This window comes from Brevundimonas sp. ALps5, from assembly GCF_058681645.1.
The window spans coordinates 991,483-1,011,376 of record NZ_CM178744.1 but is presented as its reverse complement, the minus strand read 5'-3'; the positions used below and the strand labels follow the sequence as shown (position 1 = coordinate 1,011,376).

Annotated in this window: 25 protein-coding genes; 13 read left to right on the top strand and 12 right to left on the bottom strand. The window is 68.0% G+C overall.

The window, feature by feature from the left end; genetic code table 11:
- Window positions 1-21: 21 nt before the first annotated feature.
- A complete protein-coding gene (ahcY, locus tag ACW172_RS04780) occupies window positions 22-1,413 on the top strand; it encodes an adenosylhomocysteinase (protein ID WP_492034046.1) in 1,392 nt (463 codons plus the stop codon).
- A gap of 64 nt (window positions 1,414-1,477) precedes the next feature.
- On the opposite strand, the gene ACW172_RS04775 is transcribed toward ahcY, so the two are convergent.
- Entirely contained in the window at window positions 1,478-2,605 is a 1,128-nt protein-coding gene (locus ACW172_RS04775) for a hypothetical protein (RefSeq protein WP_492034045.1), read from the bottom strand.
- Between the two features lie 143 nt (window positions 2,606-2,748).
- Here ACW172_RS04775 and ACW172_RS04770 point away from each other — a divergent pair, with 143 nt between their 5' ends.
- Genes ACW172_RS04770 through ACW172_RS04760 form a run of 3 tightly spaced genes read left to right on the top strand, consistent with a single transcriptional unit; the run spans window position 2,749 to window position 4,560 of the window.
- The gene (locus ACW172_RS04770) at window positions 2,749-3,717 is read left to right on the top strand and encodes a bifunctional helix-turn-helix transcriptional regulator/GNAT family N-acetyltransferase (protein ID WP_492034044.1); all 969 of its coding nucleotides are present in this window, start codon (window positions 2,749-2,751) and stop codon (window positions 3,715-3,717) included.
- 59 nt (window positions 3,718-3,776) lie between these two features.
- Window positions 3,777-3,983 carry a twin transmembrane helix small protein gene (locus tag ACW172_RS04765; protein WP_492034043.1) on the top strand — a complete coding sequence of 69 codons (207 nt, stop codon included), beginning with the start codon at window positions 3,777-3,779 and terminating at the stop codon, window positions 3,981-3,983.
- Window positions 3,984-3,987: 4 nt separating this feature from the next.
- Complete coding sequence (locus ACW172_RS04760) at window positions 3,988-4,560, top strand: cob(I)yrinic acid a,c-diamide adenosyltransferase (protein WP_492034042.1); 573 nt, start codon at window positions 3,988-3,990, stop codon at window positions 4,558-4,560.
- A 25-nt stretch (window positions 4,561-4,585) separates the two neighbouring features.
- Here the strand turns inward: ACW172_RS04760 and ACW172_RS04755 are convergent, their stop codons facing one another.
- The 4 genes from ACW172_RS04755 to ACW172_RS04740 are packed head-to-tail and all read right to left on the bottom strand — an operon-like array spanning window position 4,586 to window position 6,606.
- A complete protein-coding gene (locus ACW172_RS04755; protein ID WP_492034041.1) occupies window positions 4,586-5,119 on the bottom strand; it encodes a DUF3916 domain-containing protein in 534 nt (177 codons plus the stop codon).
- 1 nt (window position 5,120) lies between these two features.
- On the bottom strand, window positions 5,121-5,315 hold the full coding sequence (locus ACW172_RS04750; RefSeq protein ID WP_492034040.1) for a hypothetical protein: 195 nt from the start codon (window positions 5,313-5,315) through the stop codon (window positions 5,121-5,123).
- A gap of 43 nt (window positions 5,316-5,358) precedes the next feature.
- Complete coding sequence (locus ACW172_RS04745) at window positions 5,359-6,240, bottom strand: hypothetical protein (protein WP_492034039.1); 882 nt, start codon at window positions 6,238-6,240, stop codon at window positions 5,359-5,361.
- A 27-nt stretch (window positions 6,241-6,267) separates the two neighbouring features.
- A complete protein-coding gene (locus tag ACW172_RS04740; protein WP_492034038.1) occupies window positions 6,268-6,606 on the bottom strand; it encodes a hypothetical protein in 339 nt (112 codons plus the stop codon).
- Between the two features lie 129 nt (window positions 6,607-6,735).
- Between ACW172_RS04740 and ACW172_RS04735 the strand changes: the two genes are divergently transcribed.
- The 7 genes from ACW172_RS04735 (at window position 6,736) to arfB (ending at window position 12,773) form a co-directional block, all read left to right on the top strand.
- The gene (locus ACW172_RS04735; RefSeq protein WP_492034037.1) at window positions 6,736-7,500 is read left to right on the top strand and encodes an electron transfer flavoprotein subunit beta/FixA family protein; all 765 of its coding nucleotides are present in this window, start codon (window positions 6,736-6,738) and stop codon (window positions 7,498-7,500) included.
- Window positions 7,501-8,430 carry an electron transfer flavoprotein subunit alpha/FixB family protein gene (locus ACW172_RS04730; protein WP_492034036.1) on the top strand — a complete coding sequence of 310 codons (930 nt, stop codon included), beginning with the start codon at window positions 7,501-7,503 and terminating at the stop codon, window positions 8,428-8,430. It abuts the gene before it with no gap.
- Between the two features lie 25 nt (window positions 8,431-8,455).
- The gene (locus ACW172_RS04725; protein WP_492034035.1) at window positions 8,456-8,737 is read left to right on the top strand and encodes a DUF167 domain-containing protein; all 282 of its coding nucleotides are present in this window, start codon (window positions 8,456-8,458) and stop codon (window positions 8,735-8,737) included.
- A gap of 87 nt (window positions 8,738-8,824) precedes the next feature.
- Window positions 8,825-10,318, top strand: a complete 1,494-nt coding sequence (locus ACW172_RS04720; protein ID WP_492034034.1) for an amidohydrolase — start codon at window positions 8,825-8,827, stop codon at window positions 10,316-10,318.
- Window positions 10,318-11,694 (top strand): amidohydrolase family protein, encoded by a 1,377-nt coding sequence (locus ACW172_RS04715; protein WP_492034033.1) that lies wholly within the window; start codon window positions 10,318-10,320, stop codon window positions 11,692-11,694. Before ACW172_RS04720 ends, ACW172_RS04715 begins: the two co-directional genes overlap by 1 nt.
- A gap of 186 nt (window positions 11,695-11,880) precedes the next feature.
- Complete coding sequence (locus ACW172_RS04710) at window positions 11,881-12,372, top strand: YaiI/YqxD family protein (RefSeq protein WP_492034032.1); 492 nt, start codon at window positions 11,881-11,883, stop codon at window positions 12,370-12,372.
- Window positions 12,369-12,773, top strand: a complete 405-nt coding sequence (gene arfB, locus ACW172_RS04705; RefSeq protein WP_492034031.1) for an alternative ribosome rescue aminoacyl-tRNA hydrolase ArfB — start codon at window positions 12,369-12,371, stop codon at window positions 12,771-12,773. The genes ACW172_RS04710 and arfB overlap by 4 nt, the downstream gene beginning before the upstream one ends.
- Here arfB and ACW172_RS04700 read toward each other — a convergent pair.
- The 6 genes from ACW172_RS04700 to ACW172_RS04675 form a co-directional block, all read right to left on the bottom strand.
- Entirely contained in the window at window positions 12,770-13,627 is an 858-nt protein-coding gene (locus ACW172_RS04700; protein ID WP_492034030.1) for an EF-hand domain-containing protein, read from the bottom strand. The two genes, arfB and ACW172_RS04700, sit on opposite strands and share 4 nt — an antisense overlap.
- A gap of 37 nt (window positions 13,628-13,664) precedes the next feature.
- Window positions 13,665-14,168 (bottom strand): hypothetical protein, encoded by a 504-nt coding sequence (locus tag ACW172_RS04695; protein WP_492034029.1) that lies wholly within the window; start codon window positions 14,166-14,168, stop codon window positions 13,665-13,667.
- 23 nt (window positions 14,169-14,191) lie between these two features.
- Window positions 14,192-15,697, bottom strand: coding sequence for a 2-polyprenylphenol 6-hydroxylase (gene ubiB, locus ACW172_RS04690; protein ID WP_492034938.1), 1,506 nt, complete (start codon window positions 15,695-15,697; stop codon window positions 14,192-14,194).
- Window positions 15,698-15,795: 98 nt separating this feature from the next.
- A complete protein-coding gene (locus ACW172_RS04685) occupies window positions 15,796-16,596 on the bottom strand; it encodes a class I SAM-dependent methyltransferase (protein ID WP_492034028.1) in 801 nt (266 codons plus the stop codon).
- A gap of 9 nt (window positions 16,597-16,605) precedes the next feature.
- Window positions 16,606-17,355, bottom strand: coding sequence for a hypothetical protein (locus ACW172_RS04680; RefSeq protein WP_492034027.1), 750 nt, complete (start codon window positions 17,353-17,355; stop codon window positions 16,606-16,608).
- Window positions 17,356-17,394: 39 nt separating this feature from the next.
- Window positions 17,395-18,096 carry a Crp/Fnr family transcriptional regulator gene (locus tag ACW172_RS04675; protein ID WP_492034026.1) on the bottom strand — a complete coding sequence of 234 codons (702 nt, stop codon included), beginning with the start codon at window positions 18,094-18,096 and terminating at the stop codon, window positions 17,395-17,397.
- A gap of 138 nt (window positions 18,097-18,234) precedes the next feature.
- On the opposite strand from ACW172_RS04675, the gene ACW172_RS04670 reads away from it, so the two are divergent.
- Both ACW172_RS04670 and ACW172_RS04665 read left to right on the top strand, forming a co-directional pair.
- Complete coding sequence (locus ACW172_RS04670; protein WP_492034025.1) at window positions 18,235-18,540, top strand: 4a-hydroxytetrahydrobiopterin dehydratase; 306 nt, start codon at window positions 18,235-18,237, stop codon at window positions 18,538-18,540.
- Window positions 18,537-19,319, top strand: coding sequence for an SDR family oxidoreductase (locus ACW172_RS04665; protein WP_492034024.1), 783 nt, complete (start codon window positions 18,537-18,539; stop codon window positions 19,317-19,319). The genes ACW172_RS04670 and ACW172_RS04665 overlap by 4 nt, the downstream gene beginning before the upstream one ends.
- A 74-nt stretch (window positions 19,320-19,393) precedes the next feature.
- Here the strand turns inward: ACW172_RS04665 and ACW172_RS04660 are convergent, their stop codons facing one another.
- Entirely contained in the window at window positions 19,394-19,846 is a 453-nt protein-coding gene (locus tag ACW172_RS04660) for a PaaI family thioesterase (protein WP_492034023.1), read from the bottom strand.
- Window positions 19,847-19,894 lie beyond the last annotated feature (48 nt).

Here is a 19,894-nt window from a genome sequence, read left to right as displayed (position 1 = left end):
TGCGCTCCAGGAGCCCCCTGAATGACCGACTACATCGTCCGCGACATCTCGCTCGCCCCGTTCGGCAACAAGGAAATCGCCATCGCCGAAACCGAAATGCCGGGCCTGATGGCCCTGCGCGAGGAGTTCGGTCCGGCGCAGATACTGAAGGGCGCGCGCATCGCCGGCTCGCTGCACATGACCATCCAGACCGCCGTCCTGATCCAGACGCTGGAAGCCCTGGGCGCCGACGTGCGCTGGGCCTCGTGCAACATCTTCTCGACCCAGGACCACGCCGCGGCCGCCATCGCCGCCAACGGCACCCCGGTCTTCGCCACCAAGGGCGAGACCCTGGAAGAGTACTGGGACTACGCCCACAAGATCTTCGAATGGGCTGACGGCGGCTATCCGAACCTGATCCTCGACGACGGCGGCGACGCCACCCTGTTGTGCGTGCTCGGCCCGAAGGCCGAGAAGGACCTGTCGCTGATCTCGAACCCGCAGAACGAAGAAGAGGAAGCCCTCTTCAAGGTCATGAAGCGCTACATCGCCGAGAAGCCCGGCTTCTACACCGCGATCCGCGAGGCCATCGGCGGCGTGTCGGAAGAGACCACCACCGGCGTCCATCGCCTGTACGAAATGGCCAAGAAGGGCGACCTGCCGTTCCCGGCCATCAACGTCAACGACAGCGTCACCAAGTCCAAGTTCGACAACCTTTACGGCTGCCGTGAATCCCTGGTCGACGCCATCCGTCGCGGCACCGACGTGATGCTGTCGGGCAAGGTCGCGGTGGTCTGCGGCTACGGCGACGTGGGCAAGGGCTCGGCCGCCTCGCTGCGCCAGGGCGGCGCCCGCGTGATCGTCACCGAGATCGACCCGATCTGCGCCCTGCAGGCCGCCATGGAAGGCTATGACGTCCAGACCCTGGAAGACGTCGCCGACAAGGCCGACATCTTCGTCACCGCCACGGGCAACAAGGACGTCATCCGCGTCGAGCACATGCGCCGGATGAAGAACAACGCCATCGTCTGCAACATCGGTCACTTCGACTCGGAGATTCAGGTCGCCGGCCTGAAGAACTTCAAGTGGGACGAGATCAAGCCGCAGGTGCACCACATCGAGTTCCCGGACGGCAAGAAAATCATCCTGCTGTCGGAAGGCCGCCTGGTGAACCTGGGCAACGCCACGGGCCACCCCTCGTTCGTGATGTCGGCGTCCTTCACCAACCAGACCCTGGCGCAGATCGAGCTGTGGACGAACATCGCGTCGTACAAGAACGACGTCTACACCCTGCCCAAGCACCTGGACGAGAAGGTCGCCTCGCTGCACCTCGGCAAGCTGGGCGCCAAGCTGACGGTGCTGGACAAGGAACAGGCCGACTACATCGGCGTGCCGACCGAAGGCCCGTTCAAGCCGGATCACTACCGTTACTGAGTGAGGGCGAAAGCCCGAACGAAAGAGCCCCGCGACGGTGTCGCGGGGCTTTTTTGATGGCCGATCAGGCGGCGAGGGAGATGCCGCCCGGCGCCTCGTCGCGGCCGGTCAGGCTGACCTCGAAATCGGCCAGGAGGTCGAGCAGTTCCTCCGGCGTCGGCAGGGGCTTGCCGGGCGCCATCCGGTATTTCCAGAAGCTGACGATATGCTGGACCGCGCCCAGCCGCTCGCCCAGCTTGGCGAACAGGTGCGGGGCGTCGCGCAGGAAGTCGCGGAAGCCGGCCGGGTCGCCCTCCTGGGTCAGGCCGTTGAAGGCGTCGTCATAGACCCGGAGCATGGTCGCGGTGCTGTCGCAGGTGGCCGAGATGCGGCGGCGCACCGTCTCGCGGCTGCGGTCCAGGGCGACATACTGCTGGTCGGTCGGGCGGCCACGAGGCTTGACGGTGCGGACCGCCTCGACGACGGCGCCCACGTCCCCGATGACGCCGCGCAGAACCCATTTGTAATAGAGGAAGCCCTTCCAGCAGAAGATGCCCTCCTCATACTCTTCGGGCTTGAGGCGCAGGGTCATGCCCAAGGCGCTCAGGTCGTCGCCGGCCGAGTTGGACAGGATCTTGTCGGTCAGGCGGGCGACGGGGTTCTCGGCCGAGAGATCGGCGTCGGGCCCCATCGACAGGTCGACCAGGGGGGTGATCTCCTCGCCGACGAAGGCGATCATGGCGCCGAGGTCGGCTTCCGACAGGTTGAAGTAGCAGGTCGCCGGGCTGACGCCGCTGCGGCGCAGGGCCTCGCGCAGCAGGAAGGGGTCGAGGCCGGGCAGGGCGTCCATGACCTTCAGCGTGGCGATGTCGGGGTGATCCGGGCCGATGCCGAATACCTGCTGCATCGTCGCCTCATAACCGATCTCGCCGACGAAGATGTAGCGGCCGCCGACGCGCAGATCGTCGGCGTCGATCGGCAGGACGATCTTGGTGGCCACGTGACGGCGCAGGCGGAAGCGGTCCAGCTCGTCGCGGCGCAGTCGGTGCTTGATCAGCAGGGCGCGGTTGAGCAGGGGGTTCCTGAACAGGGGCGCCTCGGCCCACTCCTCCGTATGGCCGTGCTCGGCATGGACGGCCGTGAGGTTGAGCACACGGGAGGTCGACGCCGAGTCGCGCAGATTGGCCAGGTTTCGGATCGAGCGGTCGGTCATCAAGGGTCCCGGGGAGGAAGCGCCACCGTACGCAGGAAAGGTTGACCAAGGCCCCTTTGAACACGGTCACCGGGGCGTTAACCCGCTTGACCGGCACTGATTGCATATGCAGTTATATATCCAGTTATATAAATGGGTGCGCCATGGTCTCCGACGTCATTCGCGAACGGCCCTTCCTGTTTCTCGGCAGCCGTCTGAAGCGGATCGGGGAGAGCATGCAGGCCGATGTGCTCAAGGTGGTCGAGCAGGCCGGTCTGCCGGTGCAGCCGGCGCAGTATCCGGTTCTGGCGGCGCTGGACCGGCACGGGCCGCTGGGCGTCGGCGATCTGGTCGAGGCGACCGGGGTCAGCCAGCCCGGCGTGACCCGCACAGTGGCCAAGCTGACGGAGATGGGGCTGATCGAGGCGGCGACGCCGTCGTCGGACCGGCGGCGGCGGACGGTGCGGCTGAGCCCCGAGGGGCTGGAGCTGATGGCCCGGTCGCGTGTCGCGGTCTGGCCCGCGGTGGAGGCGGCGGTGGTCGCCCTGTGCGCGGAGTTGAAGGGAAGTTTGCTGGAACAGCTGGACGCCATCGAGGCGCGATTGACCGAAAAGCCGCTCAATGAGTGGGGCGGGGGGGCGGTCCGGCCAGCCGTCGAGATCCTGCCCTTCGAGAACAGCCGGGCCCAGGACTTCCACGACATCAACGCCGAATGGATTTCCTCCATGTTCGTGCTGGAACCGACGGACCGCGAGGTGCTGGAGAACCCGCGCGCGCGCATCGTCGATCCCGGCGGCGACATCCTGTTCGCGAAGGCGGGGGCGCTGGGCGTGGTGGGGACCTGCGCCCTGCAGAAGACCGGCGAGCATCAGTTCGAACTGACCAAGATGGGGGTGCGCGAGACCGCGCGGGGGCTGAAGGTCGGGGAGGTGCTGCTGGAGGCCGTCATCGCCCGGGCGGGAGAGCTGGGGGCCGAGACCCTTTATCTGCTCACCAACTCCAAATGCGCCCCGGCCATCCATCTGTATGAGAAGCTGGGCTTCGTCCACGACGCGGACATCATGGCCCGGTTCGGCGCGCGATACGCCCGCTGCGACGTGGCCATGCTGTATCGGGGCCGGCAGAGAGGCTGAGGCGAGGAACGAGACGAAATCCGCTCCCGTCCCCTGCGGCGATGGGTTAGGGTCGGGGCATGGGAACCCTGTTCAACATCCTGATCCCGCTGTCGGTCCTGGCGGTCGCGATCGCCCTGGGCTTCGGCCTGTATTCGCTCTACCGGGGCGGGGACTATGCGCGGTCCAATTCCAACAGGCTGATGCGGCTGCGCGTCGGGCTGCAGGCCACGGCGGTGGTGCTTCTGATCGCCGGCCTGTGGTGGAAATCGACGCACGGGGCCTGACGCCGTGGTCGTCCTGAACAAGATCTACACCCGCACCGGGGACGCCGGCACGACCGGTCTGGCCTCGGGCGCCCGAGTGTCCAAGACCGATGTCCGGGTCGAGGCCTATGGCACGGTGGACGAGCTGAATGCGGTGATCGGGGTGGCCCGGCTGCATTCGGGCCAGAACGACCGCATCGACGCCATGCTGGGCCGGATCCAGAATGAGTTGTTCGATCTGGGCGCCGACCTCGCCACCCCTCTGGATCCGCCGCCGAAATGGGAGGCGCTGCGTATCGTCGCCTCGCAGATCGACCGGCTTGAGGCCGAGATCGACTGGATGAACGAGAGCCTGAAGGCGCTGGACAGCTTCATCCTGCCGGGCGGCTCGCCGCTGGCCACCTACCTGCATCTGGCCCGCACCGTGGCGCGCCGGGCCGAGCGCGACGCCATCCGCCTGGCCGAAACCGGAACCCCGATCACGCCCGAGGCCCTGCGCTATCTGAACCGCCTGTCCGACCACCTGTTCGTCGCCGCCCGCCGCGCCAATGCGAACGGGGCGGATGACGTGAAATGGGTTCCGGGCGGGACGCGGTAGAGTCGGCGAGACCCGTTCCGGTCTTCTAGCCGTCGACCTCCCCGATCAGCCAGACCTGATTGGCGCTGGTCCACGGCGGGTCGAAGGAAACGTCGCGGCAGACCTCGTCGAAACCGCGTACGCCGAACCCGGCCGGCAGGGAGAGGTTCAGGGTCTCGACGAGATCGGCGGCCGGTCTGGGGCTCCACCGCTGCTCCTCCAAATCCCGATCGCAAAAGCCCGCGAAATAGTCGGGATCGAAGAACAGGCAGATCTCGCTGCTGAACATGTCCGGGAAGCCCAGGATCGTCACCGCCCGGACATGCCCAAGGTGTCGCGGCCTGGAAAGAATGAGCCTTTCCGTCGTGTCGATCAGCACCTGGGCGCAGGCCGATTGAACTGGCAGCCTCCCATGTGGCGGAGAGACCATGACCTGGGGCATGGCCAGCTTCCAGTGATAGTAGCCCGCGCCCTCGTACGGCGTTTCGGGAAACTGCAACGACGCGGCCCAGCGTCGGAGACGCCGCATCTGGCGGACCGGGTCGTATCGAAACCGTCTGGCGGACTTCAGCCCGCTCACGTCACTTCGACATCCAGGGCTTGGACTTGCCTGCGGCGACGCGGGCGGCCTGTTCGCGCTGGAAGCGGCCCCCGCGCGGCGGCTTGGGCTTGGCGTCCTGAACCGCCTTCTTCAGCCGCAGAGCCTTCTGGATCGGGGTCTCGCCGGGGATGTCGCCCGCGATCTGGTCGGGGGTCTCGTCTGTGGGATCGCTCATGGGGCGGACCGTAGCACATCAGACGCCCCTCGTGAGAGCGGCCTCAGTCGACGATGGTCATCCAGGTCGAAAGGCCCACGCGATCGATGCTGACCCGGACCTCGCCGTCGCCGTAGGTCGCCCGGCCGGTGATCTGGCTGCGAATGGTGGTCGCGCTGCCGAACCCGATCTGGCGGTCCGCGAAGGTGACCGCGAGACATTCACCGCCCGGCGGCAGGGTTTCCGGGCGAACGTCGGGACAGCGTTCGATCGAGACAATCCCGTCGCGAGTCAGACGCCGTGTCTGAGCATCGCAGCCCTCGCCAGCCGGGGCGCAGTCCAGAACGAAGGGCGGCTCCGCCTGAACCAGACCCTCGCGGATCCGGTCGATGAAGATTCCGGCCAACTGGGCCACGCCGGCGTCAGGCGCGAAGAAGAAGCCGGAACGATCGGTGAAGCCTGAACAGGCCTCCGCCGGGGCGCCGGGCGGCAGCAGTCTGTAGAGCAGGTCCGTCTTGATATCGTCGACCCGGACCGGATGATCGGGATCCCGAGGAGGCTCGCTGGGGTCGAATATCGGTTGAGGCGAGCCTGGCCGCCGGGGCAGGTCCGGCCAATGTTCAGCGTCGGGAGCATCGCCGAAGCTGACCGTGACGGTGCGCAGGGTGCAGACGCCGTCGGACCCGAAGGCGGGGCGCGGCCGAAGGTCGAAGGTCGCCCACATCAGATCCTTGCGGGCGAAGCTGAGCGGCGGACGAAAGCCGGGATCGCGATGAACGGCCACGACCAGATCGGCGAGCTGGCCGAGGGCCCGGCGGGCGAGGTCCGAATCCGACAGGGCGTCGGCCTGGGCCAGGGTCAGAGGCGGCCCGGCGGGCGGGGCCGGCGCAGCGGCCTGCCCGGCGCCCAGGACGGCGAGCGCGGCCGGGAGAAGCGCGAACGTCATACCGAGCCGATCCCCTGCAAAAGTACTCTAGTGCCCCGAAGCCTTCATCTTGTCCCGCTCCTTCTGGACGGCGGCGTCGATGGCGGCCTGCTGGATCACGGCCTGGTTTTCCAGCCTGACCAGTTCGGCGTTCTTCGCGGCCGAGGCCTGGGCGCGGGTCACGCCGGCCGGACGGTGGGTGATGTCGGGAATGTAGATGGGCGTCGCGCAGGTGCGGCTCTCGACGTCGTACCAGTTGCCGTCGGCCTCGCAGCGCTTGCCGGGGTTCAGCCAGAAGGCCTGGAAGGTCATGGCCCCGGCGACCAGGACCGCGAACAGGCCAAAGAACATGAAGCTCAGGCGTTTGATGCTCAGGAAGCGATGCATGCGGTCTCTCTACGGCGAACTTTTCGAGCGGTTGGGCCCATTTAGTTCACGCTACGTTACGTTGACAGGGGCTCCGGCCCGTACCATTCCCTGCCCCAACAATTCGACGAAGATATGGATAGGCTTCCCATGAAGGTACTCGTCCCCGTCAAACGGGTGATCGACTATAACGTCAAGGCCCGCGTCAAGGCGGATCAGACGGGCGTCGATCTCGCCAACGTCAAGATGAGCATGAACCCGTTCGACGAAATCGCCGTCGAAGAGGCCGTGCGCCTGAAGGAAGGCAAGGAACATCACGCCGCCGGCACCGCCGCCGAGATCGTGGTCGTGTCCATCGGCGTGACCCAGGCCCAGGAAACCATCCGCACCGCCCTGGCCATGGGCGCGGATCGCGGCATCCTGATCCAGTCGGACGCCGACCTGGAGCCGCTGGCCATCGCCAAGCTGCTCAAGGCCGTGGTCGAGGAAGAAAAGCCCAACCTGGTCCTGATGGGCAAACAGTCGATCGACGGCGACAACAATGCTGTCGGCCAGATGCTGGCGGCCCTGCTGGACTGGCCGCAAGCCACCTTCGCCTCCAAGGTCGTGATCGGCGATGGCAAGGCGACCGTGACGCGTGAAGTCGACGGCGGCCTGCAGACCCTCGCGGCGACCCTGCCGGCCGTGGTCACGGTGGACCTGCGCCTCAATACCCCGCGCTATGCCTCCCTGCCCAACATCATGAAGGCCAAGAAGAAGGAGATCGCCGTGAAGGCGGTCGCCGACTATGGCGTGGACGTCGCCGACCGGCTGAAGGTCCTGAAGGTCACGGCCCCGGCGACCCGCTCGGCCGGCATCAAGGTGGCCGACGCCGCCGAACTCGTCTCCAAACTCAAGACCGCGGGAGCCCTGTAAATGGCCGTCCTCGTCATCGCCGATCACGACGGCTCGACCGTTCGCGACACCACCAACAAGACCGTCACCGCCGCCACCGCCATCGGCGGCGACGTGGACATCCTGGTCGTCGGTCAGGGGGCCAAGGCCGCCGCTGACGCCGCCGCGAAGATCGCCGGGGTCCGCAAGGTCCTGCTGGCCGAAAGCGCCGGCCTGGGCCACACCCTCGCCGAGGCCGTCGAGGCGACCGTGATCGCCCTGGCGCCGGGCTATGACGCGATCCTGTCGCCCGCCACCATGGACGGCAAGAACTTCATGCCGCGCATCGCCGCCAAGCTGGATGTCGCCCCGATCTCGGACATCGTCGAGGTCGTCTCGGCCGACACCTTCGTGCGCCCGATCTACGCCGGCAACGCGCTGGAGACGGTCCAGTCGTCGGACGCCAAGAAGATCATCACCGTGCGTCCGACCGGCTTCGCCGCCGCGGCGGAAGGCGGGTCGGCCTCGGTCGAGACCGTCGCCGGTTCGGAAGCGCCCAAGACGACCTTCGTCGGCGAGGAACTGGTCAAGTCGGACCGTCCGGAACTGGGCGCCGCCAAGATCATCGTCTCCGGCGGTCGCGCCCTGGGCTCGTCCGAAGAGTTCCACGCCGTGATGGAGCCCCTGGCCGACAAGCTGGGCGCCGCCATCGGCGCCTCGCGCGCCGCCGTGGACGCGGGTTACGCCCCGAACGACTATCAGGTCGGCCAGACCGGCAAGGTCGTGGCGCCGGCCCTGTACATCGCCATCGGCATTTCGGGCGCCATCCAGCACCTGGCCGGGATGAAGGACTCCAAGATCATCGTCGCCATCAACAAGGATCCCGACGCCCCGATCTTCCAGGTCGCGGACTACGGCATCGTCGGCGACTACAAGACTGTCGTGCCCGAGCTCATGGCTGCGCTCGGCTGATGACTGCACTGATCGCGGGGCGGGCGTGACCGCTCGCCTCGCCGTCAGACTGACCCCCGGAGCCTCCGCCGATCAGGTGGACGGATGGGATGTCGATGCGGATGGACGGCCTGTGTTGAAGGTCCGCGTCCGCGCCCGCCCGGTAGAAGGCGAGGCGAATGAAGCCCTTGTGAAATTGTTGGCCAAGACACTCGGCGTTCCGCGATCGTTGGTCGTTCTGACCCGCGGCGCCCAGTCGCGGTTGAAGCGGGTCACGGTCGACAACCTCGACGACGAGACTGTCCGGACAAGATTGTCCGCTTGCTGATTTTCGACCTTTACAGGTCGGGGAACGCACCGTTTCTATGTCGCCGTTCGGAAAGCCCGGCGGTGGTCGGGGACACGGGGAATATCCATGAAGATGTCTCGCCTGCGGGGAGCCAGCCTCGGCGTGCTCGCCTGCGCCATGGTCGGCGCATTCGGTCTGTCGGCCTGCGCCACGACCGGAACCTCATCCTCTTCGTCGAGCGCCAGCGCCGAGAGCAAGGCGCCTGACCCGCTCGCGCCGGGCCTCGACTATGCGGCCAACCACGACCCCTATCCCTCGACCTACCAGCCCCTGCCGCGCCAGAACTCGGCGATCGTGGGCGCGACGGTGTTCACGGGCACGGGCCAGAAGATCGAGAACGGCGTCGTCCTGATGGCCGACGGCAAGGTCCAGGCGGTCGGCGGCGCCGATCTGGCCATCCCGGCCGGCTACACCGTCATCGACGCCAAGGGGCGCTATGTGACCCCTGGCGTGATCGACGTGCACTCCCACCTCGGCGTCTATCCGTCGCCGGGCGTGCAGGGGATGTCGGACGGCAATGAGGCCACCAACCCCAACACCGCCCAGGTCTGGGCCGAGCATTCGGTCTGGCCGCAGGATCCGGGCTTCAACACCGCCCGCGCCGGCGGCGTCACCACCCTCCACATCCTGCCCGGTTCGGCGAACCTGTTCGGCGGCCGCGGCGTGACCCTGCGCAACGTCCCGGCGATGAGCGTCCAGGGCATGAAACTGCCCGACGCCCCCTATTCGCTGAAGATGGCCTGCGGCGAGAACCCCAGCCGCGTCTATGGCTCGCGCAACCAGTCGCCGGCGACCGGCATGGGCAATGTCGCCGGCTACCGCGCCGCCTTCATCGCCGCGCGCGACTACAAGGCCAAGTGGGACAAGTGGCGTGAGACGGGCAAGGGCGATCCGCCCACCCGCAACCTGCAGCTCGAGACCCTGGCCGACGTTCTGGACGGCAAGATCCTGGTCGAGAACCACTGCTACCGGGCCGACGAGATGATCGTCATGCTCGATATCGCGAAAGAGTTCGGCTACCGCGTCACGACCTTCCACCACGCCATCGAGGCCTACAAGATCGCGCCGCTGCTGGCCCGCGAGCACGTCTGCGCGGCCATGTGGTCCGGCTGGTGGGGCTTCAAGATGGAGGGGCTGGACGCGGTCGAGTCCAACGCCGCCCTGGTCGACGCGCCAGAAGGCTCCTGCGCCGTCATCCACTCCGACGACCCGCAGCTGACCCAGCGCCTCAATCAGGAAGCCGCCGCGACCCTGGCCGCCGGTCGCGCCGCCGGTCTGAACATTTCCGAGGAACACGCGGTCGCCTGGTTCACGCTAAACGCCGCGAAAGCCATCGGCATCGCCGACCAGACCGGTTCGCTGGAAGCCGGCAAGCGCGCCGACGTGGTGATCTGGTCCGCCGATCCCTTCTCGGTCTACGCCCGCGCCGATCAAGTCTTCGTCGACGGCGGCAAGGCCTTCGACCGGTTCGACCCGGCCTATCAGCCGACCTCCGACTTCGAGCTGGGCCAGCCCGGATATGGCATGACCGCCGCCACCGTGAACGAGGGAGCCCGCTGATGCGCCGCCTCATGACCAAGAGCGCCCTTCTGGGCGCCGTCACGGCCTTCGCCTTCGCCGGCGCGGCCTTCGCCCAGTCCACCCCGGTCGCCATCACCGGCGGCAAGGTGCTGACCGGGACCTCGGTGATCGAGAACGGCACGGTGGTGATCCAGAACGGGCGGGTGGTCTCGGTCGGAACCGGTCCGGCCCCCGCCGGCGCCCGCGTCATCGACGCCACGGGCAAGACGGTCGCCCCCGGCTTCATCGCGGTCGACTCAGGCCTCGGCGGCTCGGAAGTGTCTTCGGTGCAGGGCTCCAACGATCTGGCCAGCGGCGCCAATACGATCTCGGCCTCGTTCGACGTCTCCTACGGGCTGGACCCCTGGTCCTTCACCCTGCCGGTGGCGCGTCTGGGCGGCATCACCCGGGCCATCGTCGTGCCGAACCATCCGGGCGGCGGCGGCGGCAACCACAAGGACGACGGCGAGGACGACTTCGCCGGTCTGGGCGGCGGCGGTCTGCAGTCGCCGGGTCTGTTCGCCGGGCAAGCCGCGATCATCACCCTGGCGCAGGGCAATGACATCCTGGTCAAGCCGCGCGTGGCCATGATCGCTCCGTTCGGCGAGGCGGGCGCCCGCGTCGCCGGCGGCGCGCGCGGGGCCGAGTTCATCCAGTTCAAGGAAACCCTGGCCGAGGTCCGCCTCTATGCCCGCAACAAGGCCGCCTATGACCGCGCGGCCCTGCGCGACCTCAGCCTGTCGCGCGCCGATCTGGAGGCCCTGATCCCGGTCGCCAACGGCTCGATGCCGCTGATCGTCACGGTGCACCGGGCCTCGGACATCCAGCAGGTGCTGCGTCTGGCCAGGGAGGAGGGCGTCAAGGTCATCCTGGACGGCGCCGAAGAAGGCTGGCTGGTCGCCGCCGACATCGCCGCCGCAGGCGTGCCCGCGCTGATCAACCCGATCGACAACCTGCCCGGTGATTTCGAGACCCGGGCGGCGCGGATGGAGAATGCGGCGGCGCTGAACGCGGCTGGCGTGACCATCGCCATCAAGGGCAATGAGGGTTCGATCCACCGCGCCCGCGAGATGCGCTACAACGCCGGCAACGCCGTGTCCCACGGCCTGCCCTATGCGGCGGCCATCGCGGCGATGACGGTCAATCCGGCGAAGATCTTCGGCGAGGCCGGTCAGGCGGGCGAGCTGACGCCCGGCGCCGCCGCCGACGTCGTGGTCTGGACCGGCGACCCGCTTGAGCCTCTAACGACGGCGACCAACGTCTTCATCGCCGGTCAGGAACAGCCGCTCTCGAGCCGCCAGTTCCTGCTGCGCGACCGCTATCGCAACGGCGGCGCGCAGGCGAGCGGCATGCCGGCGGCTTACAACCCGCAGTAAGAGACAGCGCCCTTCTCCCCCTGCGGGAGAAGGTGGCCGAGCGCAGCGAGGTCGGATGAGGGGTCGTGCAGGCATGAACGTCTGCGCGGCGTGAAGACCCTCACCGGCCTCGACGGCGTGACCCCTCATCCGTCACGCTCCGCGTGCCACCTTCTCCCGCAAGGGGAGAAGGGATAAACGGCGGGAATGACGACCCTTCCCCGCCTGTTCATCGACGCCGACGCCTGTCCGGTGAAGGACGAGGTCTATCGCGTGGGCGCGCGGTACGGCCTGCATGTGTTCGTGGTGTCCAACAGCTGGATCAACACCCCGCGCGAAAAGTGGATCGAACAGGTCGTGGTCGATGCGGGGCCGGACGTCGCCGACGACTGGATAGCAGAACGCGCGGTGACGGGCGATGTAGTGATCACGGCCGATATCCCGCTGGCCGACCGCTGCCTGAAAGCGGGGGCGCAGGCGATCAAGTCCAATGGCCAGTTCTTCACCCCGGACATGATCGGCTCGGCCCTTGCCGGGCGGATGGTGGGCGAGCATCTGCGGTCGATCGGGGTGGCGACCTCGGGCCCGCCGCCGTTCGGGCCGAAGGACCGGTCCAACTTCCTGCAGGCGCTGGATCAGGCTGTGGTCAAGGCGAAGCGGGCGCTGGCGTTGCAGGCCGCCGGAGCGCCGCCTCAATGACGACCATCCCCGAGGACGAGCTGGAGTTTCGCTTCTATCGCGCGGGCGGTCCGGGCGGCCAGAACGTCAACAAGGTCGCCACCGCCGTCCAGATGCGGTTCGATGCGAAGAACTCGCCGTCCCTGCGTGATCCGGTGCGCGAGCGGCTGATGAAGCTGGCGGGCAGCCGGCTGACGCTGGACGGGGTGATCCTGATCACCGCCGTCCGCTTCCGCACCCAGGAACGCAACCGCGCCGACGCCATCGAGCGGCTGCAGGAACTGGTCGACAAGGCCTCGGTGGCCCCGACCTATCGCGTTCCGACGAAGCCGACCCGGGCCTCGAAGGAGCGGCGGCTGGTGGCCAAGTCGCACCGGTCGGGCATCAAGAGCGGACGCGGGAAGCCGGTGTCGACCGACTAGCGGCGACGCCCGCCGTGTCCCATGCCTCTGCCTTGGCCGCGGCCTTCCTGCAGCTGGGTCTTCGGCAGTTCGGCCAGGGTCAGGACGCCGTCCTTGTCCGTGTCCAGCAGGTCGAACCAGCGGTCGCCGGCGCGGGCCCATTCCTCAGGGGTGATGCGCTGGTTGACGTCGACGTCGGCCGCCTTGACCGGTTCGGGCACGTTCAGAAGTCCGGCCATGGCGAGGATGGAGGTCGCCGCCATGGCGCGATGGCCGCCGCCGCGCGGAGCCTGGTCCATGCCGCGACTGCCGCGACCGCCGCCGCCGCCCGGACCTCCCATGCCGCCGCCGGGCATGCCCCCGCCTTCCTGATCGTTATCGGCCAGAGAGGCCCCACCGCCCGGCGCGCCGCCGGGACGCCCGCCCCAGCGGCCGCCGCCACCCGGACTCCCGGGGCCGCCGCCCGGGCCTCTCATGCCGCCGCCCAGTTGAGCGGCCATGGCCTCATAGGCGACGATCTCGGCCTGGCCGATATCGCCGTCCTTGTTGACATCCAGCCGGTCGAACCAGCGCACGCCGTCGGCCATGAACTCGGCGCGGGTCAGCTTGCCGTCGTGATCCGTGTCCGCCCCCGCGAACCAGGCGGCGACCGGGTAGGGCTCGCCCGGTCCGGAGCGGAAGGGCTCGCCGAAGGGGCTGACGAACAGGCCCGGCGCCATGGGTGGCCCACCCTCATGGCCGCCTTCGGGACCACCGGGCCCGCCCGGCCCGCCCGGCCCGCCGGGGACACGATCAGGACCGGAGGCGCAGGCGGCGCAGGTTATCGCAAGGCAGCCGATCGCGATCGGGCCGAGGGCGGCCAGAGACTTTCGCATGGGGATATCCGGAGTGGAGAGAGAGGAGGAAGGCGTATCAGGTAGCGGGCGCGGCCGGGGCCGGGCGGAACAGCAAGGCGTTGATCTTGCCCTCGGGCGTCAGATTGATGATCCACTGGGTCGGGGCGTTGGCGAACATGACCAGGAACAGCTCCGCGCCGTTCTGGGTCCCGACGTGGCTGAGGCCGTTCAGGGTTCCGAAGCCCTGGATCAGGGGCGTGACCGTCGCGGCCTGTTCGCGGACCTTGGCGGCGAGGTCCGGGGTCATGGCGTCATAGTTGGGCGTTCCCGCCTGCATGGCGGCGATGGTCGCCTTGAGCGCGGTCTCGGCGGCGGCGACCCTGGCGGGATCAGAAGGCGTGATGGTCGCGTCGGACGGGACGGTGACCTGGGCCTGTGGCGTCTGAGGCGCTTGCGAGGCCGGGCGGTCGAAGGTGTTGGGCAGGGTGCCCGCGGCTCCGAGCGACTGGGCCGAGGCGACGGCCGGGAGGACCAGGGCGGCGGCGAGAGCCGCGAGGCCCGTCAGGGTGGTCTTGGTCATGGTGGGATCCGCGAAACCGGTCGTCACCGATGGATGATCGACCAAATGGACAGAAGAAGGGCGCCGATGGAGGCGCTTGTTGCAACGCTGATACAAACCACCAGCCAGGCGGGTGTTCCGTACTTCTCGATCACGACCGTCTCGGGACGCGGCGGATCCTGCACCAGACGCGACAGGGCGCGGGCGCCGGAGATGAGTTCGCGGACGCCGTCACGGATCTGGGCCCGGGGGCCGAGCTCGCGCAGGATCCAGCGTTCGACCACAGGCCGGGCGGCGGCCCAGAGGTCGTGGTCGGGGTTGAGGCGGCGGGCCACGCCCTCGACCGAGACCATGGTCTTCTGAAGCAGGATCAGCTCGGGCCGCAGATGCATGTCGAACAGGGCCGTGATCTCGAACAGCTGGCCCAGCAACCGGCCCATGGAGACCTGGGACGCCTGTTTGCCGATGACCGGCTCGCCGACCGCGCGCAGGGCCTGGGCGAAGGCCTCGACCGAATGGTTGGGCGGGACATAGCCGGCCTCGAAATGCACCCGGGCGATGCGGGGATAGTCGCGCTGCAGGAAGCCCCAGAGGATTTCCGCGAGGTAGCGCCGCTCCCCCGGACCCAGTCGACCCACGATGCCGAAGTCAACGGCGGTCAGCTCGGCGGGAGCCGAGGCGAAGAGGTTGCCCTCGTGCAGATCGGCGTGGAAGGCGCCGTAGTCCAGCGCCTGGCTGAGGAAGGCGCGCACGACATTGTCGGCCAGGGCGTCCTTGTCGAGGCCCGGCTGTTCGATGCACAGCGGGTCCGTCATGGGCATGCCGTTGGCCCATTCCAGTGTCAGGACCCGCTTGCCGACCCCGTCCCAGACCACGCCCGGCGCGGTCATATGGGCGCCGTCTTCCGACGCGGCCTTGTCCATGATGTCCTTCATCTCGGAGGCGGCGGCGGCCTCCAGACGCATGTCCAGCTCCAGCTCCATCGAGCGGGCGATGGTCTCGACGAAGGCGTCGGGCTCCAGACGGCGGGCGACGGGCACGAAACGGTGCACCAGCCGGGCGGCCAGACGCATGGAATCCAGCCCCCGCGCCACGCGGCGCTCGACGCCGGGACGCAGGATCTTGACCGCCACCTTGCGGCCGTCGGCGAGCCAGGCCGGGTGGGCCTGGGCGAGCGAGGCCGCGCCGATGGGATCGCCGAAGTCGAGGAAGAGGCTGTCGACCGGTCGGCCCAGGGACCGTTCGATCTCGCGCCGCGCCTGATCGGTGGGGAAGGGGGCGAGCTTGTCCTTGAGGCGGCCGAGGTCGGTGGCGAACTCCCCGCCGAAGATGTCGGCGCGGGTGGCGAGGACCTGACCCAGTTTGATGGCCACGGGACCCAGATGCTCGAAGGCCTTGCCCAGACGCTGGCCGGGCCGGCCCTCCCGGCCCTCACGCCCGGCGAACAGATGGATGAAGGCGGCGATCGGCCGGACCCAGGCGGGCAGCAGAGGAGTGATCTCGCGCGGGATCAGGGCGTCGTGACGGGCGAGGACCGAGCCCCAGCCCATCAGCCGCCAGGCCGCGCCGACGGGATCGCGCACGGGCACGGCCTTCGGCGCGGCCGGAGCGACCCTGAAGGTCGCGGGGTCGGGAGACGGCGGCGTGGTCAGATCGCCCACCCGAAGTGGATGGCCGCGACCCCGCCCGACAGATTGGTCACCGAGACATTGCGGAAGCCCGCCGTCTCGATCATCGCCTTGAAGGTCGACTGGTCGGGGAAGCGGCGGATGCTCTCGACCAGATACTGGTAGCTGTCGCGGTCGTGGGCGACCCACTGGCCGATGGCCGGAATGGCGTGGAAGGACCAGGCGTCATAGGCCTGACGGATGACCTCGGTCGTGGGACGCGAGAACTCCAGGCACAGGAAGCGGCCGCCGGGCTTGAGCACCCGACGCGCCTCGGACAGGGCGACGGCGATGTCGGCGACGTTGCGAATGCCGAAGCTGATCGAATAGGCGTCGACCGAGGCGTCGGGCAGGGGCAGATGCATGGCGTCGCCGACGGTCCACTGCATCTCAGGCTCGCCGCCCTTCTGGACGCCGGCCATGATCATCTCGGCGTTGTAGTCGAGCACGATGACCGAGGCGTCGTCGCCACCGCGCCGTTCCTGGGCCCGGCGCGCCATCTTCGAGTAGCGGCGCGCCATGTCGCCGGTGCCGCCCGCGACGTCGAGGATGGTCTCGCCCGGACGCGGATTGAGTTTGGCCGCCGCCGCGTCCTTCCAGAGCCGGTGGACGCCGCCGCTCATCAGGTCGTTCATCAGGTCGTAGCTGGAGGCGCTGTCGAAGACGCCGCGCACCATCTTCACCTTCTCCTTGGCGTCGACGTCGCGGAAGCCGAAGGAGGAGGTGTCGCCCGACGAATGGGGGCCGAAATCGTGAGGGCCGGGGGAGGAGGCGCTGGTCATGACAGGGGTCTAGCTCTTCGCAGGCGCGGCGTCACCGGGCCTGTTTGTCCCGCTCTTCGATTGGGCGCTGACCACCACGCGGGGCGCGTCGTCCAGCTCGGCCAGGGCCTGGTCATAGAGGGCGATCAACCGCCTCTCCTGGGCGACCATGTCCTCCAGCATCAGGAGGGTCCGCATCAGTCGCACCTTGGCGTCCTCGCCCGTCGCCAGTAGCTCGACAAGGCCGGTCGCGGCCTCATAGCCGGCCAGGTTCACGTCATCCAGATTGCCCTGGTCCCGATAGAGGGCGGCCAGCATGAAGACCTCGCGGGGGTCCATATGCTCCATAAGCTCGCCGCCCGAGAGGCTGGTCCAGACAGCGTCGCTGACGTGGGTGGGGTGCAGGCCGGTGGCGAACAGGCTGCGGGCGGCGCCGACGGCGGCCTCGCGCGACACGGGTGCTTCCAGCGACCCCATGCTCTCGCCGAAGACCTGCTTCAGCCGCTCATGGTGGGGCAGGGCGTCGGGATGGGCGATCAGGTCGCGGTTGGCCTGGATCTCGGCGCGCAGGAAGCCGCGCATCTCCTTCACGCGGGCCGCCGTCTTCTGGTCGTCGGCCCATTGGGAGACGGCCATGGCGACGATCACCGACAGGATGATCAGGGCGCTTTCGAAGGCGCCCTTGACCAGCCATGGCCGCCAGTTTGGCACGGGCTTCGTCGCCGTCTGGCCTGCGGTCTGGGCGGGCTCGGCCGGATCGTTGTGGGACGCATCGGACATGCCGCCACCCTTACCGCGATCCGGCCGGTTGCGAACAGTCTAGCTGGCTCGCGGGCGCGGCAGACCCAGATCATGCATGACGCCGCGCATGACCCCGTAGCAGCCGCACGACGCCTGTTCGAGCGCCTTGCGGTCCGTGACCTCGACCCAGCCGCGACCGCGCTTGATCAGGTGCTTGCCCTCAAGCACGGCGCCGACCTCGCTGACCGTGGCGCGGCGCACGCCCAGCATGCCGGCGACATCGGACTGGGTCAGTTCGAAGCGGTTGCCCTCGGACCGGTCGTGGATGGTCAGCAGCCAGCGGGCGAGCCGTTCATCCAGACGGTGCTGGGCGTTGCAGGCGGCGGTCTGCTGAACCTGGGCGAACAGCCCTTCGGTGAACTTCGACAGAGAGACCCGCATCGCCTCGCTCTTGCCGAGGGCATCGGAGAAGATATCGTTGGGCAGGCAGGCGGCAACGCCTTCGGACTGCGAGATCGCCCGGCTGAAGGCGCGGGCGTTCATGGGGCCGCAGGTGACCCCGACCAGACCCTCGCGGCCGATGGCGGCGGTTTCGATCATCTTGTCGTCGGGCAGCATGGTCATCAGCGAGACCACGCCCTTGAGCGGGAACCAGACTTCGTCGACGGCCTCGCCGGCGTCGTAGATGATCTGGCCCTGATCGAAGGCCTTTTCGCGCAGGTGCGGCTCGATCCGCTTGCGGTCGGCGGGGTCGAGCGAAGCGATCCAGAGATTGTCCATGGGTCCACTCCGTTGAAGCATGCCAATGAATGGCGACGCTCGGTAACGCCCAAGCTTGGGACTGCGTTCCTTTGTCGCGATGCGCGCTTGTGAGGGACCGTCGAGAAGGCTAGGGCGGAGAGAGGCGAGGAACATAAAATGGCGCAAATGCCTGTTGACGTTGCGGAAACTCTGGCCGCCCTGCCCCTGTGGAGCCGTGCGGACGATCCGCGTCCGGCCATTTCCCGCAACCTGATCTTCAAGGATTTCAACGCCGCATTCGGCTTCATGACCCGTGTCGCCCTGATGGCCGACAAGATGGACCACCATCCGGAATGGTCGAATGTCTACAACCGGGTCAGCGTGGTTCTGACCACCCATGACGCCGGAGGCGTCACCGAACTCGATATCAAGATGGCCCGTTTCATCGACGAGGCCGCGCAAATGCTGGGAGCGAAGGCATGACTGGACGCGTCGAAGGCAAGAAGGCCCTGATCACGGGCGCCGCAGGGGGGCTGGGCGAGGCCTTCGCCTGGATGCTGGCGCGCGAGGGGGCCAAGGTCGCCCTCAGCGACATCGACGGCGGCCGCGCCGAGGCTCTGGCCAAGGCGATCGATGCGGAGATTCCGGGGTCAGCCTTTGCCTATGCCCATGATGTGGCGTCGGAAGAGCAGTGGGTGTCGGTCGTCGCCGCGGCCGCTTCCGACATGGGCGGGCTGTCGGTGCTGATCAACAACGCCGGCGTCGGCGGGCCGCTGGTCTTCGTCGAGGAGGACACGGCCGAGAACTGGCAGCGCCAGTATGAGATCAACCTGCGCTCGGTGATGTTCGGCTGCAAACACGCCATGCCGCATCTGCGCGCCGCCGCACCCGCTTCCATCATCAACATCTCGTCCATGGCCGGTCTGGCCGCGGCGCCCGGCATGGGCGCCTATAACGCCACCAAGGCCGGGGTCTGGAACTACAGCCGCACCATCGCGCTGGAGGCCGCCAAGATGGAGTGGAATGTCCGCTCGAACTCGGTCCACCCGGTCTTCATCAAGACGCCGATCCTGGATCCCTTCGTCGCCATGGCCCACGGCGACGAGGCCAAGGCCCACGAGCGTCTGGCGCGCGGCATCCCGCTGAAGCGCATCGGGGAGCCCGACGACGTGGCCTATTGCGTGCTCTATCTGGCCTCGGACGAATCCAAGTTCGTGACGGGTTCGGAGTTCCGCATCGACGGCGGTATGCTCGCGCAATAGGCGGCAAGCCGCCTATTGCCTTTGCTTTTTGGCCTATCGCCCCTTGGGCTACTCGAGGCCCGCTATCGCGCGGGTCAGCGTTCCATCACCAGACACGTCGAGGTGGCGGTGGCGTAGAGCTTGCCGTCCAGGCCTCTCAGTTCTGCCTCGGAGAAGGCGGCGCGGCGGCCGATCTGAACGATCTTGCCCACGGCGCGGACCGGGACGTCGGCCTTGAGCGCCTTATGGAAGACGGTCTTGAGCTCCAGCGTCGTATAGGTTTGGCCGGGTTTGAGCATGGAATGGACCACGCAGCCGCAGGCCGAATCGAGCACCGTGGCCATCCAGCCGCCGTGGACCGTGCCGAGCGGATTGTAGACGGCGCGTGTGGGGACGGCTTCGAACACCACCCGGCCTTCCTCGACTTCGACGAGATCGAAGCCGACGGTCCTGGCGATGGGGGCGATCGGCGCCTTGCCCTCCATGCCGAGACGAAGCTGGTCGATGCCCGACAGGTCGGCGAGAAGGGCGGTGATGGATTCGGACATGCGACGCTCCGGGGAGGATGCGATAGGGTCCGTTTACAATAAGGACGC